This window comes from Stenotrophomonas maltophilia group sp. Smal17, assembly GCF_030237045.1.
In the GTDB taxonomy this organism is placed as follows: Bacteria; Pseudomonadota; Gammaproteobacteria; order Xanthomonadales; family Xanthomonadaceae; genus Stenotrophomonas; species Stenotrophomonas forensis.
The window spans coordinates 1-16,435 of the sequence record NZ_JASJSU010000091.1 but is presented as its reverse complement, the minus strand read 5'-3'; the positions used below and the strand labels follow the sequence as shown (position 1 = coordinate 16,435).

General features: G+C 68.3%; 15 protein-coding genes and 1 riboswitch. Of the genes, 7 read left to right on the top strand and 8 right to left on the bottom strand.

What is annotated here, in order from left to right; all coding sequences use genetic code 11:
• Both QRO93_RS17975 and QRO93_RS17970 read left to right on the top strand, forming a co-directional pair.
• On the top strand, positions 1–554 hold a 554-nt coding region (locus QRO93_RS17975; protein ID WP_285304307.1), incomplete at its 5' end, for a cation transporter.
• A 110-nt stretch (positions 555–664) separates the two neighbouring features.
• Entirely contained in the window at positions 665–1,090 is a 426-nt protein-coding gene (locus QRO93_RS17970) for an organic hydroperoxide resistance protein (protein WP_005411948.1), read from the top strand.
• 146 nt (positions 1,091–1,236) lie between these two features.
• Here the strand turns inward: QRO93_RS17970 and mmsB are convergent, their stop codons facing one another.
• From mmsB to QRO93_RS17945, 5 genes are read right to left on the bottom strand one after another with little or no spacing between them, the layout of a single operon-like run.
• On the bottom strand, positions 1,237–2,127 hold the full coding sequence (mmsB, locus tag QRO93_RS17965; protein ID WP_180878686.1) for a 3-hydroxyisobutyrate dehydrogenase: 891 nt from the start codon (positions 2,125–2,127) through the stop codon (positions 1,237–1,239).
• The gene (locus QRO93_RS17960; RefSeq protein WP_285304306.1) at positions 2,124–3,299 is read right to left on the bottom strand and encodes an enoyl-CoA hydratase/isomerase family protein; all 1,176 of its coding nucleotides are present in this window, start codon (positions 3,297–3,299) and stop codon (positions 2,124–2,126) included. The genes mmsB and QRO93_RS17960 overlap by 4 nt, the downstream gene beginning before the upstream one ends.
• The gene (locus QRO93_RS17955; protein WP_008266557.1) at positions 3,296–4,093 is read right to left on the bottom strand and encodes an enoyl-CoA hydratase; all 798 of its coding nucleotides are present in this window, start codon (positions 4,091–4,093) and stop codon (positions 3,296–3,298) included. Before QRO93_RS17955 ends, QRO93_RS17960 begins: the two co-directional genes overlap by 4 nt.
• Entirely contained in the window at positions 4,090–5,256 is a 1,167-nt protein-coding gene (locus tag QRO93_RS17950; protein ID WP_008267675.1) for an acyl-CoA dehydrogenase family protein, read from the bottom strand. The genes QRO93_RS17955 and QRO93_RS17950 overlap by 4 nt, the downstream gene beginning before the upstream one ends.
• Positions 5,257–5,270: 14 nt before the next feature.
• Positions 5,271–6,776 carry a CoA-acylating methylmalonate-semialdehyde dehydrogenase gene (locus tag QRO93_RS17945; protein WP_180878688.1) on the bottom strand — a complete coding sequence of 502 codons (1,506 nt, stop codon included), beginning with the start codon at positions 6,774–6,776 and terminating at the stop codon, positions 5,271–5,273.
• 115 nt (positions 6,777–6,891) lie between these two features.
• On the opposite strand from QRO93_RS17945, the gene QRO93_RS17940 reads away from it, so the two are divergent.
• Positions 6,892–8,259 carry a short-chain fatty acyl-CoA regulator family protein gene (locus tag QRO93_RS17940; protein WP_164086473.1) on the top strand — a complete coding sequence of 456 codons (1,368 nt, stop codon included), beginning with the start codon at positions 6,892–6,894 and terminating at the stop codon, positions 8,257–8,259.
• Between the two features lie 353 nt (positions 8,260–8,612).
• Positions 8,613–9,566, top strand: coding sequence for a DUF1028 domain-containing protein (locus QRO93_RS17935; RefSeq protein ID WP_180878689.1), 954 nt, complete (start codon positions 8,613–8,615; stop codon positions 9,564–9,566).
• Positions 9,567–9,639: 73 nt separating this feature from the next.
• On the opposite strand, the gene QRO93_RS17930 is transcribed toward QRO93_RS17935, so the two are convergent.
• Complete coding sequence (locus tag QRO93_RS17930; RefSeq protein ID WP_285304305.1) at positions 9,640–11,514, bottom strand: patatin-like phospholipase family protein; 1,875 nt, start codon at positions 11,512–11,514, stop codon at positions 9,640–9,642.
• 127 nt (positions 11,515–11,641) lie between these two features.
• Positions 11,642–11,857, top strand: a riboswitch (cobalamin riboswitch).
• 159 nt (positions 11,858–12,016) lie between these two features.
• Here QRO93_RS17930 and QRO93_RS17925 point away from each other — a divergent pair.
• Together QRO93_RS17925 and pncA are read left to right on the top strand one after the other, a co-directional pair.
• Positions 12,017–12,703 carry an epoxyqueuosine reductase QueH gene (locus QRO93_RS17925; RefSeq protein WP_080357239.1) on the top strand — a complete coding sequence of 229 codons (687 nt, stop codon included), beginning with the start codon at positions 12,017–12,019 and terminating at the stop codon, positions 12,701–12,703.
• A 55-nt stretch (positions 12,704–12,758) separates the two neighbouring features.
• Complete coding sequence (gene pncA / locus QRO93_RS17920) at positions 12,759–13,385, top strand: bifunctional nicotinamidase/pyrazinamidase (protein ID WP_180878690.1); 627 nt, start codon at positions 12,759–12,761, stop codon at positions 13,383–13,385.
• 48 nt (positions 13,386–13,433) lie between these two features.
• On the opposite strand, the gene purU is transcribed toward pncA, so the two are convergent.
• Complete coding sequence (purU, locus tag QRO93_RS17915) at positions 13,434–14,285, bottom strand: formyltetrahydrofolate deformylase (RefSeq protein ID WP_180878691.1); 852 nt, start codon at positions 14,283–14,285, stop codon at positions 13,434–13,436.
• 114 nt (positions 14,286–14,399) lie between these two features.
• Between purU and QRO93_RS17910 the strand changes: the two genes are divergently transcribed.
• Complete coding sequence (locus QRO93_RS17910) at positions 14,400–15,311, top strand: LysR family transcriptional regulator (RefSeq protein WP_180878692.1); 912 nt, start codon at positions 14,400–14,402, stop codon at positions 15,309–15,311.
• A 2-nt stretch (positions 15,312–15,313) separates the two neighbouring features.
• Here QRO93_RS17910 and QRO93_RS17905 read toward each other — a convergent pair whose 3' ends face one another.
• Complete coding sequence (locus QRO93_RS17905) at positions 15,314–16,414, bottom strand: NADH:flavin oxidoreductase/NADH oxidase (RefSeq protein WP_080374856.1); 1,101 nt, start codon at positions 16,412–16,414, stop codon at positions 15,314–15,316.
• Between the last annotated feature and the right edge of the window lie 21 nt (positions 16,415–16,435).

Genomic DNA, 16,435 nt, shown 5'->3' with positions numbered 1-16,435 from the left:
CCGGCCTGTCACTGGTGGCCGAGAGCGCATTGGGCTGGTTCGTGCTGCGCGCCAATCGCCGCATCGGATCGGAGTTCATCGCGCTGGATGCAAAGAACTGGGTGGTGGCGGCGAGCATGTCGGCCTGCTACATGGTGGCCTTCCTCGGTGGCGTGCTGGTGCAGGGCACGACGTGGGCCTGGGTCGGCCCTTACATCGACCCGGCCATCCTGGCCTTCGTCTGTGTGCTGGTGATGATCGCGCCGCTGGGTACCGTGCGCCGGGCGCTGGCCGGCATCCTGCTGGTCACCCCGCCGGAACTGCAGGCGCACGTGGATGCGGTGGCCCGCGCGATCGTGGCGAAGCATGGCTTCGTCGAGCACCGCAGCTACGTGGCACAGGTGGGCCGTGGCGAGCAGATCGAGCTGTTCTTCGTGGTGCCGGAAAACGACCCGCCACGGCCGCTGGTGGAATGGGACCAGCTGCGTGACGAGATCGGCGACGCGCTGGGCGAGCCCTCGCCGGACCGCTGGCTGACCATCATGTTCACCACCGACCGCGAGTGGACGCTCTAGGCCGGCAGGACGATCGATCAAATTTTGCGGACGAGCTGTCACCCAGCGTCCTTGGAAACCGGGCAAAGTAGGCTCCAACGCAACACCACCCACCGACCAGGAGCATCCCGATGTCCATCGAAAAGGTTCTGTACACCGCCCAGGCCACCTCCACCGGCGGCCGCGAAGGCCGTTCCGTCTCGTCCGACAACGTGCTGGACATCCAGCTGTCGACCCCGCGCGAGCTGGGCGGCGCCGGCGGCCCGGGCACCAACCCGGAGCAGCTGTTCGCGGCCGGCTATTCGGCCTGCTTCCTGGGCGCGCTGAAGTTCGTGGCCGGCCAGGCCAAGGTCGCGCTGCCGGCCGACACCACCGTCACCGGCAAGGTGGGCATCGGCCAGATCCCGACCGGTTTCGGCATCGAGGCCGAGCTGACCATCAACGTGCCGGGCGTGCCGCGCGAGCAGGTGGAAGAACTGGTGCAGAAGGCGCACATCGTCTGCCCGTACTCCAACGCCACCCGCGGCAACATCGACGTGACGCTGGTCGTTGCCTGATGTGGTGATGCCGGCCAGCGGCCGGCACCAGCCACGCCAAGGAAAAAAAATGGGCGGATGCCGGTCGAAACCGGGCATCCGCCCATCCCACCTTCGTTGTCCCCTAGGGGGCATGAGGTTGCCGGCCAGCGGCCGGCACTACCAGGTCACTTCTCGCTCGTAATGAGCTGCACGACGCTGGAGAAATCCAGCTTGCCGCGGCCGGCCTGGTGATTCATCGAGTACAGGTTGCGGGCCACTTCGCCCAGCGGGATCGAGGCGCCGACACTCATCGCCGCTTCCACGGCCAGGCCCATGTCCTTCAGCATCAGGTCGCTGCCGAAGCCGCCGCTGTAGCCACGCGAGGCCGGCGCATTTTCCAGCACGCCCGGCCACGGGTTGCACACTTCGGTGGCCCAGCTGCGGCCGGTGCTGACCGCCATCATCTGCGACAGCACCTTCGGGTCCAGCCCATGCGCCACGCCGAGGGCGATGGCTTCGCCGGTGACCGCCATGATCACGCCCAGCGCCATGTTGTTGCACAGCTTGGCGACCTGGCCGGCACCGCTGGCGCCAACGTGGAAGATGTTCTTGCCCATCGCCTGCAGCACCGGGCGCGCGCGTTCCAGCGCGTCCTCTTCGCCGCCGACGATGAAGGTCAGGGTGCCGGCCTGGGCACCGGCGGTACCGCCGGACACCGGCGCGTCGATCATCTGCAGGCCACGCGCGGCAGCGGCTTCAGACACCTTGCGGGCACTGGCCGGGGCAATGGTGCTGCAGTCGATGACCAGCGCACCGGCCGGGATGGCGGCGAGGATGCCGTCGTCGCCCAGGTACACGCCTTCGACGTGACGGCTGGCCGGCAGCATCGAGATCACCACCTCGGCATCGGCCAGGGTGTCACGCGCGGTGGATGCGGCGCTGGCGCCGGCATCGACAGCGGCCTGCACCGCGGCCGGGACCAGATCGAACACGCGCACAGTGTGGCCGTTCTTGACCAGATTGGCGGCCATCGGGCCACCCATGTTGCCCAACCCGATGAATGCAATGTGGCTCATGCAAGGCTCCTTTCAGCAAGGGGAGTACCCAGGTCGGCCAGCGGATGCGCGGCATCGGCCCAGGGGGAAGCGAAGAAGGTCTCGGCCCATGCGGTGGTGGCTTCGGCCAGGGTGGCCGGGTTCCACTGCGGGTTGCGGTCCTTGTCGATCAGCAGGGCGCGGATGCCTTCGGCAAAATCGCCGTGGGCGGCGCAATGCAGCGCGGTGATGTATTCCAGCCGGTAGACGCTGGCCAGGTCCTGGCCGGCGCTGCGGCGCTGCAGTTCGAACGCCAACCGCGCCGAACCGGGTGCACCGGCGGCGAGGGTCTTCTGTGCCGCCTGCAACCACGCATCGTCGGTCTGCAGGCTGCTGATCCGATCAATGATGGCGGACAGGTCATCGCCTTCGCACAGCGCGTCGACCTGCGCCGCGTGGGCCAGCAGCGGGCCGGTAACGGCGTCGCTGGCATGCGATTGCAGCAGCTGGCTCAGGCGCTCGTGGTTGTGCGTGGCATCGCCCGACCAGGCCACCTGCAGCAGCGCATCGAACACCGCGCTGCGGCGTTCTTCGGCCACGTGCACGTCGGCCAGGCCGGCGTAGATGGCATCGCCCGGATTCAGCAGCGCGCCGGTCAGAGCCAGGAACAGGCCCCCTTTTCCCGGTACGCACGGCAGCAGCCAGCTGCCACCGACATCGGGGAACAGGCCCACGGTGATTTCCGGGAACGCCAGCTTGGAGCGCTCGCTGACCACGCGGTGGTTGGCGCCGGACATCAGGCCGATGCCGCCGCCCATCACGATGCCATGGCCCCAGCACAGGATCGGCTTGGCGTAGGTGTGGATGAGATAGTCGACGCGGTATTCGACGTCGAAGAACTCGGCGGCGTAGTCGTTCTCGCGGATGTCGCGGCGGCCAGCGTCGCGGAAGGCGACCATGCTCTTGTACAGGCTGTGCAGGTCACCGCCGGCACAGAACGCCTTTTCGCCAGCGCCCTGCAGCACCACCACGGCGATGCCGTCGTCGTCGGCCCAGGCATTGAGCTGCTTCAGCAGCAGGTGCGCCATCGGCAGCGAGAAACCGTTGAGCGTACGCGGTGCATTGAGCGTGGCGATGCCGATGCGCGCGCCGTTGCCGGCCACGCGCTCTTCGAACAGCACCGGTGCTTCATCGGCAACGGTGTCGGTGCTCATGCGTTCTTCCACTGCGCGGCGCGCTTTTCCAGGAACGCGGTCACGCCCTCGACCTGGTCAGCGGTGTCGAACAGGTCGACGAAGGCTTCGCGCTCGGCCACCAGTGCCGAGGCATGGGTGCCGCTGCGGGTGGACTGCACCAGGGTCTTGCAGGCGGCGATGCTGGTCGGGCTCTGCTTGCCGGCCTTGTTCGCCCACTCCAGTGCCAGCGCCTTGGCCTCGCCCTTGCCGACCTTTTCTTCGGCCAGGCCAATGCGCAGTGCGGTGTCGGCGTTGATGCGCTCGCCCAGCAGGATCATGCGCTTGGCCCAACCCTCACCGACCAGGCGCGGCAGGTTCTGGGTGCCGCCGGCGCACGGCAGCAGGCCGACGGTGGCCTCCGGCAGCGCGACCTGGGCGTGCTCTTCGATGATGCGCAGGTCGCAGGCCAGCGCGCATTCCAGGCCGCCGCCCATGGCATAGCCGTTGATGGCGGCGATCGACACGCCGCGGAACCCGGACAGCGCTTCGAAGGCTTCACCGAAACGGCGTGCGGCTTCGCGTGCGGCGGCCTTGTCGCCCGAGGCGAACTGGTTGAGATCGGCGCCGGCGGAGAAGAACTTCTCGCCGTCGCCGGTGATCACCAGCGCGTAGATCTCGCGGTCCGCGTTGAGCGCGCCCACCAGGTCGCGCAGCGCCGACAGGCTGTGTACGGTCCAGGTATGCGCGGGCGGGTTGTGCAGGGTGACCACGGCGGTGTGGCCATCCACCTCGACCTTCAGGCCCACATGCTCCTGGGTACGCCAATCCTTCATCGCAGTTCCTCTTCGGTGTTGAGCAGGTGGCGGGCAACGATCACCCGCATGATCTCGTTGGTGCCTTCCAGGATCTGGTGCACGCGGCAGTCACGCAGCAGGCGCTCGATCGGGTATTCGCGGATGTAGCCGTAGCCACCGTGGATCTGCAGCGCTTCGTTGCAGACGTTGAAACCGGCATCGGTGGCGAAACGCTTGGCCATCGCGCACCACACGTTGGCATCGCCGGCACCGGCATCGAGCTTGCGCGCGGCGGTGTGCACCATCTGCCGTGCGGCGACCAGTTCGATGGCCATGTCGGCCAGCTTGAACTGCAGCGCCTGGAACTCGGCCAGCGCCTTGCCGAACTGGCGGCGCTCGCCCATGTAGCGGCGTGCGGCATCCAGCGCGCCCTGCGCCGCACCCAGCGAGCAGGCGGCGATGTTGATGCGGCCACCGTCCAGCCCCTTCATCGCCAGCTTGAAGCCGCCGCCTTCCTCTCCCAGAAGGTGGCTGACCGGCACGCGGACGTTTTCAAAGGTGATGCCACGGGTGGGCTGGCTGTTCCAGCCCATCTTCTCTTCCTTGCGGCCGAAGCTGACGCCCGGCAGGTCGGCCGGCACCGCGATCGCGCTGACACCACCGGCACCGGCACCGCCAGTACGCGCCATCACCACCAGCAGCTCGGTGGCACCGGCGCCGGAGATGAAGGCCTTGGAGCCGTTCAGCACGAAGTGGTCGCCATCGCGCACAGCGGTGGTCTTCAGCGAGGCCGCGTCGGAACCGGCACCCGGTTCGGTCAGGCAGTAGGAGGCCAGCTTGAGGCCGGCGGCCAGATCCTGGCCCCATGCATCGCGCAGTGCCGGCTGGCCCCACTTGGACACCATCCACGAAGCCATGTTGTGGATGCTGATGTAGGCCGCGGTCGACGGATCGACGTTGGCGAGCTCCTCGATGACGACGGCGGCGTCCAGTCGGCTCAGGCCGCTGCCGCCCACTTCCGGGTCCATGTACAGGCCGCAGAAGCCCAGTTCACCGGCCTTGGCGATCGCCTCGCGCGGAAAGATGCCCTCCGCATCCCATCGCGCGGCGTGCGGCGCCAGTTCGGCCTGTGCGAAGTCGCGCGCCGCCTCGCGGTACGCCTGCTGCGCTTCTTCCAGTTCCGTCGTCATCGAGTGGCTCATGGCTGCTCCTGCGGTTACTTCAGGCTGATCGTGGTGTTGACGCCATGGCTCAGCGTTTCGTCATCGAACCAGCGCGCGGTGACCGTCTTGGTCTGGGTGTAGAACAGCACCACCTGCTTGCCGTAGGGGCCCAGATCGCCCAGCTTGGAGGCGCGCGAACCAGTGAACGAGAACAGCGGCACCGGCACCGGGATCGGCACGTTGATGCCGACCTGGCCGACGTCGATGTCTTCCTGGAACCTGCGCGCGGCGGCGCCGGACTGGGTGAACAGGGCGGTGCCGTTGCCGTTCGGGTTGCTGTTGACCATGGCGATGGCCTCGTCCAGCGTTTCCGCTTCGAGGATGACCAGCACCGGCCCGAAGATCTCTTCCTGGTAGATGCGCATGTCGGTGGTGACACCGGCAAAGATGGTCGGGCCGACGAAGTTGCCCTTCTCGAAGCCATCCACCTGCGGGTTGCGGCCATCGAGCACCAGCTTGGCGCCCTGCTCCACGCCCGAGGCGATCAGGCCTTCCACGCGCTCGCGGGCGCTGCAGGAAATGACCGGGCCGACATCGGTGCCGGACACGGTGCCGCCGCTGACCTTCAGGGTCTTGGCCTTGGTCACCAGGTCCTGCACCCAGCCGCGGGCCTCACCGACCAGCACCAGGGTGGAGGCGGCCATGCAACGCTGGCCGGCGGCACCGAAGGCAGCACCGACCATCGCATTGAGGGTCTGTTCCTTGTTGGCGTCCGGCAGCACCACGGCGTGGTTCTTGGCGCCCATCATGCACTGCACGCGCTTGCCGGCCAGCGAGGCGCGGTTGTACACGTGGGTACCGACGCGGGTGGAACCAACGAACGACACGGCCTTGATGTCCGGGTGGTCGCAGATCGCGTTGACCACTTCCTCGCCGCCGTGGACGACGTTCAGCACGCCCTTCGGAATGCCCGCTTCCAGCGCAAGCTCGACCAGACGCATGGTCACCATCGGGTCCTGCTCGGACGGCTTGAGGATGAAGGTGTTGCCCGTTGCAATCGCCATCGGGAACATCCACAGCGGGATCATCGCCGGGAAGTTGAACGGGGTGATGCCGGCGCACACGCCCAGCGGCTGCATGATCGTGTAGGTGTCCACGCCATTGGCCACGTTGTTGGCCAGTTCGCCCAGCTGCAGGTTGCCGATGGCAGCGGCATGCTCGACCACTTCCAGGCCACGGAACACATCGCCTTCGGCGTCGGGCAGGGTCTTGCCCTGTTCGGCGGTAAGGATGTGGGCCAGCTCGCTCATGTTCTCGCGGATCAGCTGCTGGTACTTCAGGAAGATGCGCGCGCGGGTGCCGATCGGGGTCTTGCGCCAGGTCTTGAAGGCTTCCTTGGCGGCGGCCACGGCCGCGTCCACTTCACCGGTGGTGGCGAACGGCACCTGGGCCAGCACGTCCTGGGTGGCCGGATTGATCACGTCCTGCCAGTGGGAGGTAGCCGATTCAACGAACTGGCCATCGATCAGCATGCGGATACGGGGCGCTGCAACAGTCATGACGACAATCCCACGGGGTGCGAAAGATGCTTGGCATTATTCACAGCACCCACCTCGATTTCCGGGCTGAATCCGCTTAATCTGGCCAACACGCCAGACGATTCATGTTAATTCTGTGAATTATTCAGCCCCTCAGCGACAACTCGGCCTGCGCCTGCTGCGCCTGCGTGAACAGCGCGGCTACAGCCAGGTAGACCTGGCACGGGCGCTGGGGCTGTCGGCCAGCTACCTGAACCAGATCGAGCGCAACAAGCGCCCGCTGACCCCGGCCGTGCAGAAGAAGCTGGGCGAGGTGTTGGGCGATGTTTCCGCGCTGTTCGACGACGATGAGCCCGCCGCGTTGCAGGAAGCGCTGGGCGAAACCCTGCGCGACCTGGGCCTGGCCGAGGTGAGCGCGACCGAGCTGCGCGCCCTGGCCGGCAACCTGCCGCAGGTCAGCCGCGCGCTGCTCGACCTGCACCGCCGCCACCTGGCCCTGCGCGAGCATGCCGCCGCGCTGGAGTTCCAGCTGGGCGAGCCCGGCGCTGGCAGCACCCTGCCGGCCGGCGACCAGGTGCGCGAGTTCTTCAACCGCATGCACAACCACATCCCCGAGCTGGACGAACTGGCCGAGCGGCTGTTCGCCGAGTGGGGGCTGTCACCCGGGCACGTGGCGCCGCGCCTGCGCCAGCTGCTGGCCGATCGCCACGGCGTGCTGGTGGAAGTGGCCGCGTTGCAGGCCGGGCGCGAGAAGCGCCAGTTCGATGCCGGGGCGCGCCGGTTGTGGCTGCCGGATTACCTGGAGCCGGGGCAGCAGGCGTTCCAGATGGCCGCCGAGCTGGCACTGCACGGTTACCTGCCGCAGATCGATGCGGTGATCGCGCGCGCGGGCTTCCACGACGAAGCGCGCATCGCGCAGGCGCGGATTGGTTTGTCGAATTACTTCGCCGGTGCGCTGGTGATGCCGTACATGCGCTTCCTGCGTGCGGCCGAGGCCAGCAGCTACGACATCGAACTGCTGGCGCACCAGTTCGGCGTCGGCTTCGAGGCGGTGTGCCATCGCTTGAGCACGCTGGCGCGGCGCAGTGCGCCCGGCTTGCCGTTCTTCTTCATCCGGGTGGACCGTGCGGGCAATGTGTCCAAGCGGCATTCGGCTACCGATTTCCATTTCTCGCAGGTGGGCGGCTCGTGCCCGCTGTGGATCGTCTACGAGGCGTTCAACCAGCCAGGGCGCATCCTCACCCAGACCGCACGCATGCCCGATGGCCGCCGACATTTCTGGCTGGCACGGCAGGTCAGCAGCGGGCCGGTGGGCCATGGCCAACCGCGCAAGACGTTCGCGGTGGCGCTGGGCTGCGACCTGCAGCATGCCGAGCGGCTGGTGTATTCGCTGGGGCTGGATGTGCAGAGCCCGGGCAATTCGGTGTCGATCGGCCCGGGGTGCCGGGTGTGCCCGCGCGAGGACTGCATGCAGCGCGCGTTCGCGCAGTTGCCGGGAAGGTAGGGGTTATTCGGCAGGGCTGCGCCCTGCACCTGCCGAGGCCGAGGCCGAAGCAACGGCAACGGCAACGGCAACGGCAAAAGCTTGCATTCCGTGGGATGGCGGGGTGGGTCCGGTGGCGGGGGACGCCGTAAACCCGTCCTTGGGGGCTTGGCCGCGGCATCCATGCCGCGGACACCCCCGCCACCGGACCCACCCCGCCTTCGACAGTTCTCTGCGATCTGTCTGGATGGCATGACCTGCTCCTGGTGGGTGTCGACCTTGGTCGACACGGTAGATCCACGCATGGCGTGGATCTACTAAACCTTTCGTGCGTAGGCTGCATCCCAATCGGGATGCCCTCCCTGGAGATGACCATGCCCCTGTTGCGTTCCTGTGTGGCTCTGCTGCTCGCTGCCTTTGCTGCGCCGGCATGGGCGACCTTTTCCATCGTGGCCTGCAACGAGGCCGGTGACTGCGGCGTGGCGGTGGCTACGCACAATCTGGCAGTCGGTGGCGTGGGCGTGCCGTGGGCGCAGGCCAGGGTGGGGGCCGTTGCCAGCCAGTTCGAGACCAATCCAACCTATGGCTCGAACGGCCTGACGCTGCTGGGCAAGGGCCGCACGCCTGCGCAGGTGCTCAAGCAGCTGCTGAATGAAGACGGCGATTTCGATGGCACCACGCTTGCCGAGCGCCAGGTGGGGCTGGTCAGCGCGCGTGGTGGCAATGCCCAGTACACGGGCGCCACCGCGCAGCAGGCAGCGTGGGCTGGCGCGCAGGGTGAGGGCATGCTGAGTGTTCAGGGCAATGGCTTGGCCGGGCCCGAGGTGCTGGCGGCCATGCAACGCAGCTTCGAAGAATCACGCGGTGCGTTGGCAGCGCGCCTGCTGGCGGCGCTGGAAGCCGGTCAGGCCGCGGGCGGTCAGCGCAGCGGGCAGTGGTCGGCGGCGCTGCTGGTACGCACGCCCGGCGGTGACTGGCAGGACACCGATCTGCGCGTGGATGCCGATCCGCGCGCCGTGGCAAGGCTCCGCGAGCTGTACGACATGCGCCTGTCCAACGACGCGATCATCCGTGCCGAGCAACGCTGGGAAAAGGGCGATGTGGCCGCTGCGCGTGCGGCGTTGGCCACCGCGTTGTCACTGGCGCACGGCTGGGACCGCACCTGGGCGCGTGCCGCGCGCCTGGCCATGCGCCACGGCGACACCGCGCTCGCCCGCGAATACCTGGCTGGCCTGCGTACGCTCAATCCGGGATGGGTGAAACAGGAACTGGCGCTGCCGTTGTATGCGCCGTTGCAGGGTGATGCGGTGGTGGAGGCGTGGCGTTGAGGCACCGCAGGGGCCAGATCGTGCCGACCAAGGTCGGCACCCACCAGAACCGTTCAATCGGCTGCGGCGGAGATCAATAGATCGGCGTCACCTTCATCTGTGGCAGCGGGCGCGGTGCGCCGTCGGTAAGGTCGGGGCCGAGGTCGTCCCAGCTGCGGCCCTGTTCCACCATCAAGCCCCACAGCTGCTGCGAAGCCTGCCGCTTGTCTTCCGAGCCCAGCTTGTACGACGGCGGTGCCGGCTGGCCACTGGCGACCATCGAATAGGCCGCGCGGTAGGCCAGCACCTGCTGCGCCGGGTCATCGGTGCGCGCCACTTCCAGCGTGTAGCGCTGGTAGGCCGAGGCTAGGTTGCGCCAGCGGATCCAGTAGTGGTTGTCGAACGAGAACGAACAGAAGCGTGCACCGGCCAGGCTGCCCTTGTCGGCGATGCGGGTGAGCACCTCCTGCGGCATGTCCAGGTTCATGCCACCCTCGTCGCCCTGCAGGCTGACGTGCACGATGCGATCGCGGTAGCCCGGTGCGCGCGCCTGCAGCAGGTCGCGCCAGTTCTGCATGGTTGCCACCACCGCGAACAGGAAGCGGCCCAGTTCGGCCGCCGCCAGCGGCGTGGCGATCGACTGGTAGGTGCGCTGCCAGCCGTGGCGGTTCTCGGTGGGCAGGAACACCGCATGCTCCAGCGCCTGGCGGCCGCTGCTGCCATGGCTCACATCCTCGGCATGCTGCGGATAGACCAGGTTGATGGCGAAGGTCGGCCAGCGTGGCAACGCCGCATCGAACAGGTGGATCGGGAAGTTGCTGCTGATGCCGCCATCGGAGAACCAGCAGATGCGGAAGGCGGTGATGACCGGACCGAAGGTCTGCCCGGCGCTGGTGAGCCCTTCCATGCTGTCGGCCACGTTGTGCTCCGCATCGGCCGCCGGTGCGGTCGGTTCGCAGCGGCGTTCGCGGCGCGAGGGCTCATGCAGCGGTACCGCGCTGATCAGCAGCGGGAAACTCAGGCTCATCCGCGTGGCCACCAGCACCGGCAGCTGCGGGCCCTGCGGCAGGTGGTAGTACTGGCGCCCCTCCACCTCCAGCGGCGGGCCGGCCTGCTGTACCAGCCACTGCACCACGCTGGCCGGGAACAGCTGCTCGAACTCCTCGCGCAGGAACCAGAACTGCGCGCCGCCCAGCGGCAGCGTGCGTGGCTCGTTGTGCGACACGCAGGTGGTGATCATCTGCAGGCTGATCGCATGCGGGCTGGCCGGCTCGCCGGGGTAGCGCGGCGCGTCGTGCAGATCGGCGAAGGTCAACGGAGCATCCAGCGGCTTGCCCGACAGCTGCTGCAGGCACGCGTGCAGCCACTCGGTGAGGGCGGGCTTGCGCGCATCGCGGCCGAGTCCGCTGCACAGGCCCAGCAGGTTGCGCCGTGCCACCCGCGCCACCCGCAGCGCGGCACCGGCCACGCCGGCCCCGTAGGCACACAGCAGCGACGGCAGCAGGGTGGCCGCCACCCCGCTCCAGCCGCCGCCCCACCAGCCCAGGCCGAGCAGCAGCGCCAGCGACACCAGCACCTCCAGCGGCGCGATCTCGAATACGGCCACCGCCAGGCACAGCAGCTTGTGCGGCAGGCGGGCGCTGCCGGTCAGCACCACCAGCAGCCGGTAGGCCGCGCGTGCCCCCCGCGCCGGCTGGAACAGGCTGTAGATGAAGCCGCGCCGCGACAGCTGGGCCGACACCGCCGACAGCCCGCCATAACCGGCGTCGCCGGGCAGGTGTTCGCCCGCCTGCTGGCGGCGGTCGCCACACGCCGCCGCGGCCGCCACCGCGGCGGCGATGGCGCCGGCCGAGGTGCCGCCAATGCTCTTGAACCGATACTCGCGGGCCAGCGCCAGTACCGCATTGGGGTACACGATGCCGCTGGTGATGCCGCCCTTCATGACCAGATCGCAGTACTTGTCCGCCACGAACCACCTCCCGTCTGCCGGTGTCCAGTATGGCAAGAGGCGCTCTCACAGCCTGAGAAGTGGGCCACAGCACTGCACGGCCCTGGGCCCTTGACCATCGCGGCCAACGGGTCCACCGTGCACACGCCGAAGGTACCTCTGCCGTGGCCTGTATGGCGGCAGGGGTTTAAACGGGAATCCGGTGAAGGCGCCTGGCGCGCCCATTCCGGAGCTGCCCCGCAGCGGTGAATGGAAACGAATCCTGCCAACAGCACTGGGCTCGCGCCTGGGAAGCGGCGGGTAGTAGGTGGGTTGCGGCCCGTGTCCATCAGCCCGAATACCGGCCCCGGCCGGGGGACACGACCGTCCCCTGACTCGACCTGGACTCTCCGCGGGGAGGGTGCCGGGGCCGTCGTTGTCCTGCGCGTGCAGGCGGCGCGGCCGCGCGCGTCCTTTCCCCGGTAGCTGCCCAGATCTGCTTCCCACGCGCTGATGCATGGGCCACCGCCGTTGCCGGCGGTCCATGCGGTACCTGACGATGACCGAGCTCCAACGCCCCACCCTGACCCTGCCGGCCGACGGCAAGCGCCTGCTGCTGCACTCGTGCTGCGCGCCCTGCTCCGGCGAAGTGATGGAGGCGATCACCGCCTCCGGGATCGACTACGCGATCTTCTTCTACAACCCCAACATCCATCCGGTGAAGGAATACGAGTTGCGCAAGCAGGAGAACATCCGCTTCGCCGAGCAGCACGACATCCCCTTCATCGACTGCGACTACGACACCGACAACTGGTTCAGCCGCGCGCGCGGCATGGAGAACGAGCCCGAGCGCGGCATCCGCTGCACGATGTGCTTCGACATGCGTTTCGAGCGCACCGCGCTGTACGCGCATGAACATGGCTACGACACCATCAGTTCGTCGCTGGGCATCTCGCGCTGGAAGAACATGGCGCAGATCAACGACTGCGGCATCCGTGCCGCCTCGCGCTATGAAGGCCTGCAGTACTGGGACTACAACTGGCGCAAGGGCGGCGGTGCCAGCCGCATGATCGAGATCAGCAAGCGCGAGCAGTTCTACCAGCAGGAATACTGCGGCTGCGTGTACTCGCTGCGCGATGCCAACCGCCACCGCCGCGAGAACGGCCGCGAGCGGATCAAGATCGGCCTGCTGTACTACGGGCAGGACGCTGAGACGCCGCAGGGCGATTGACGTGTGGGCAAGGGGCGGCCACGCTGGTCGCCCCTTCCGTTGTGCCGGACCTGCCATGACCGCCCTGCCCACCGATGTCGCCCTGCTGGTGATCGACCTGCAGCCGGACTTCATGCCGGGTGGCGCGCTGGCCTGCGAGCAGGGCGATGCGCTGGTGGCACCGATTGCCGCGCTGCTGGCGCAGCGCCACTACCGCACGGTGGTGGCCACCCAGGACTGGCACCCGGCCGACCACGCTTCGTTCGCCAGCCAGCATCCCGGCAAGCGCCCGTTCGAGACCATCCTGCTGCACGCACAGCCGCAGACCCTGTGGCCTGACCACTGCGTGCAGGGCAGCGCCGGTGCCGCCCTGCACCCGGGTGTGGACTGGTCGGTAGCTGACCTGATCCTGCGCAAGGGCACGCGGCAACAGGTGGATTCGTACAGCGCCTTCCGCGAGAACCACGGCCCTGACGGCGAACGACCGCCAACCGGCCTGGCCGGCTGGCTGCACGAGCGCCGCATCCGCGAAGTGCACGTGTGCGGCCTGGCCCGCGACTACTGCGTGCTGTGGAGCGCACAGGATGCGGTGAAGTCCGGCTTCAAGGTGAAGTTCCTGTGGGAGTTGACCAAGCCGGTGACCGAGGCCAACGACGCGATGGTGCGCGAGGCGCTGGGCAAGGCCGGGATCGCGGTCGCCTGACCCACAATGGTAGTGCCGGGCCATGCCCGGTGGACGCGGGATGGTTGGTTACCGGAACACGACCGTGCGATGCCCGTTGAGCAGGATGCGGTGCTCGACATGCCGGCGCACGGCACGCGCCAATACCAGCGATTCGGTGTCACTGCCCAGCCGCACCAGCTCGCGCGGCGCCATGGCATGGTCCACGCGCGCGACGTCCTGTTCGATGATCGGGCCTTCGTCCAGATCCTCGGTGACGTAGTGCGCGGTGGCGCCGATGATCTTGACCCCGCGCGCGTGTGCCTGGTGATACGGCTGCGCGCCCTTGAAGCTGGGCAGGAAGCTGTGGTGGATATTGATCGCGCGGCCAGCCAGGGCGCGGCACAGCGTGGGCGAAAGAATCTGCATGTAGCGCGCCAGTACCACCAGGTCGATGCGTTCGCGCTCGACCAGATCGATGATCTGCTGTTCCTGCACTGCACGCGTGTCCGCGTTCACCGGCAGATGGTGGAACGGCACCTGGTAGGACGCGGCAAGCGAAGCGAAGTCGGCATGGTTGGACGCCACCGCCGCGATGTCGACCTTCAACTGGCCGCTGTGGGCGCGGAACAGCAGGTCATTCAGGCAATGCCCCTGCTTGCTGACCAGCACCAGCAGGCGCGCGCGGCGACGGCCATCGTGCAGCTGCCAGTCCATGCCGTAGTCGGCGGCCAACGCGGCCATCGCGGCATGCACGGTGTCCAGCGGCAGGCTGGCGTCGCGGTCGAAATGCACGCGCAGGAAGAAGCGGCCGCTTTCCTCATCGCCGAACTGCTGGGCGTCGAGGATGTTGCAGCCGTGGTCGAACAGCAGGCCGGACACGCGGTAGACGATGCCGGTACGGTCGGGGCAGGACAGGGTGAGGATGGAATCGGGGCGCATCGCCCGAGTGTAGGGCAGCGCCCGGCCGCGCGGATCGATGGTCACCGTTGCAACCGAACGGCTTTGTTCAGTCCCAAGCGATACTTGGGCTTCCACATGGCAAGCTGGTCGGTCATGAACCTGTTGCAATTGATCCGCAGCTTCACCCGCACCGCAGAGACCGGCAGCATTGCCGCTGCGGCCCGCACGCTTGGCATCAGCGCCACCGCCGTCGGCCAGAACATCAACCGGCTGGAGGCGCACCTGGGCGTACGGCTGCTGAACCGGAGCACGCGCCAGCTGGCACTCAGCGAGGCCGGTGCGCTGTACCTGGCGCAGGTACGCCACATCGAAGCCGACCTGGCGCGCGCGCAGGCGATGGTCACTGCCGGTGACATCGAACCGGCTGGGCCCCTGCGCATCGCCAGCAGCAGCGCCTTCGGCCGCCACGTGCTTGCGCCGTTGCTGCCCTCGCTGCAGCAACGCTACCCGCAGCTGCAGCTGGAGCTGCGCCTGAGTGATCGCGCCGTGCAGCATGGGCCGGAAGCGGTGGATGCCAGCATCCGCATCGGTGCGCAGCTGGAAGATGGCGTGGTCGCGCGTCAGCTGGCACGCATTCCGTTCGTGTTCTGCGCCGCGCCGGCCTACCTGAAAGCGCACGGTACGCCGCAGCAACCCTCGGAACTGGGCAGTCATCGCGGCCTGCTGCACCGCTTCCCCACCGACGGCCGGCCGCTGCGCTGGTGCCTGCTGAACGACGGCCAGCGCGTGGACGCGGCGTTGCCGCCGAGCATGGTCTGCGATGACATCGATGCGCTGGCCGAGCTGGCTGCCGCGGGTGCAGGCATCACCCGGCTGGCGGCGTTCGTGGCTGAGCCATACCTGCGCGACGGCCGCCTGCAGGCAGTGTTCGGCGCCGACACCGCGTGGCGGCCGGAACCGATGGAGGTCTATTTCTGCGTCAGCGACCGCCGCGACTTCACCGCCAAGATCCGCGCGCTGTTCGAGCACCTGCAGGCCGGCATGGCGCCGGCCTGGCAGGTGTGAACTCAGCGTGCCTTGAATACGCCGCGCGCATCACGCGGCTCGCAGCGCAGGTACTGCGGTGCCGGTTCCACGCTGTCGCGCAGCGCGGCGGCGGCATGCCACGGCCAACGCGGGTCGTACAGGATGCCGCGCGCCAGTGCCACCGCATCGGCGTGGCGATGGCGCAGGATCGATTCGGCCTGCTCGGGCTCGGTGATCATGCCTACCGCGATGACCGGCATGCGCACCTTGGCCTTGATAGCGGCTGCGAACGGCACTTGGTAACCCGGGCCGACGGTGATCTTCTGGCGTTCGTCGAGGCCGCCGCTGGAGACGTGCAGGAAGTTGCAGCCACGCGCGTCCATCACCTGCGCCAGCGCCTCGCTCTGCACCAGGTCCCAGCCGCCGTCGACCCAGTCGCTGGCGGAGATGCGCACGCCTACGGCGACCTTGTCGGAGACCGCCGCACGCACCGCGTCGAATACTTCCACCAGCAGCCGCAGGCGGTTCGGCAGCGAGCCGCCGTAGCCATCGGTGCGGCGGTTGCTCAGCGGCGACAGGAACTGGTGCAGCAGGTAGCCGTGTGCGGCGTGCAGTTCGATCAGCTCGAAACCGAGGCGCTCGGCGCGCACCGCGCTGGCAGCAAAGGCGGCGATGACCTCGGCGATGCCGGCCTCGTCCAGTTCCTGCGGTGCCGGATCGGCGGCGTGGAACGGCAGCGGCGACGGCGCCACCGTGGCCCAGCCACGTGCATCGTCGGCCGGCAGCTGGCCACCGCCGTCCCACGGTCGCCTCACCGAGGCCTTGCGGCCGGCATGGCCCAGCTGGATGCCCAGCGGCATCGGCGACCAGCGGCGGACGCTGGTCAGCACCTGCGCCAGCGCCGCCTCGGTGCCGTCATCCCACAGGCCCAGGTCGGCCCAGCTGATGCGACCGCGCGGCTCGACCGCGGTGGCTTCCAGGATCAGCAGGCCGGCGCCGGACTGCGCCAGGTTGCCCAGGTGCATGGCGTGCCAGTCGCTGGCGCGGCCATCTTCGGCGGAGTACTGGCACATCGGCGCGATCACGATGCGGTTGGACAGGGTCAGGGGGCCGAACGAGATCGGCGAAAACAGCTGGGTCACGGGGGTGCGGGGGGACAGGCG

Bases quoted from the DNA above. Each gene is read 5' to 3' on its own strand.
- QRO93_RS17970 (WP_005411948.1), top strand. From the start codon at position 665: ATGTCCATCGAAAAGGTTCTGTACACCGCCCAGGCCACCTCCACCGGC.
- mmsB (WP_180878686.1), bottom strand. From the start codon at position 2,127: ATGAGCCACATTGCATTCATCGGGTTGGGCAACATGGGTGGCCCGATG.
- QRO93_RS17960 (WP_285304306.1), bottom strand. From the start codon at position 3,299: ATGAGCACCGACACCGTTGCCGATGAAGCACCGGTGCTGTTCGAAGAG.
- QRO93_RS17955 (WP_008266557.1), bottom strand. From the start codon at position 4,093: ATGAAGGATTGGCGTACCCAGGAGCATGTGGGCCTGAAGGTCGAGGTG.
- QRO93_RS17950 (WP_008267675.1), bottom strand. From the start codon at position 5,256: ATGAGCCACTCGATGACGACGGAACTGGAAGAAGCGCAGCAGGCGTAC.
- QRO93_RS17945 (WP_180878688.1), bottom strand. From the start codon at position 6,776: ATGACTGTTGCAGCGCCCCGTATCCGCATGCTGATCGATGGCCAGTTC.
- QRO93_RS17935 (WP_180878689.1), top strand. From the start codon at position 8,613: ATGCCCCTGTTGCGTTCCTGTGTGGCTCTGCTGCTCGCTGCCTTTGCT.
- QRO93_RS17925 (WP_080357239.1), top strand. From the start codon at position 12,017: ATGCGGTACCTGACGATGACCGAGCTCCAACGCCCCACCCTGACCCTG.
- pncA (WP_180878690.1), top strand. From the start codon at position 12,759: ATGACCGCCCTGCCCACCGATGTCGCCCTGCTGGTGATCGACCTGCAG.
- purU (WP_180878691.1), bottom strand. From the start codon at position 14,285: ATGCGCCCCGATTCCATCCTCACCCTGTCCTGCCCCGACCGTACCGGC.
- QRO93_RS17910 (WP_180878692.1), top strand. From the start codon at position 14,400: ATGAACCTGTTGCAATTGATCCGCAGCTTCACCCGCACCGCAGAGACC.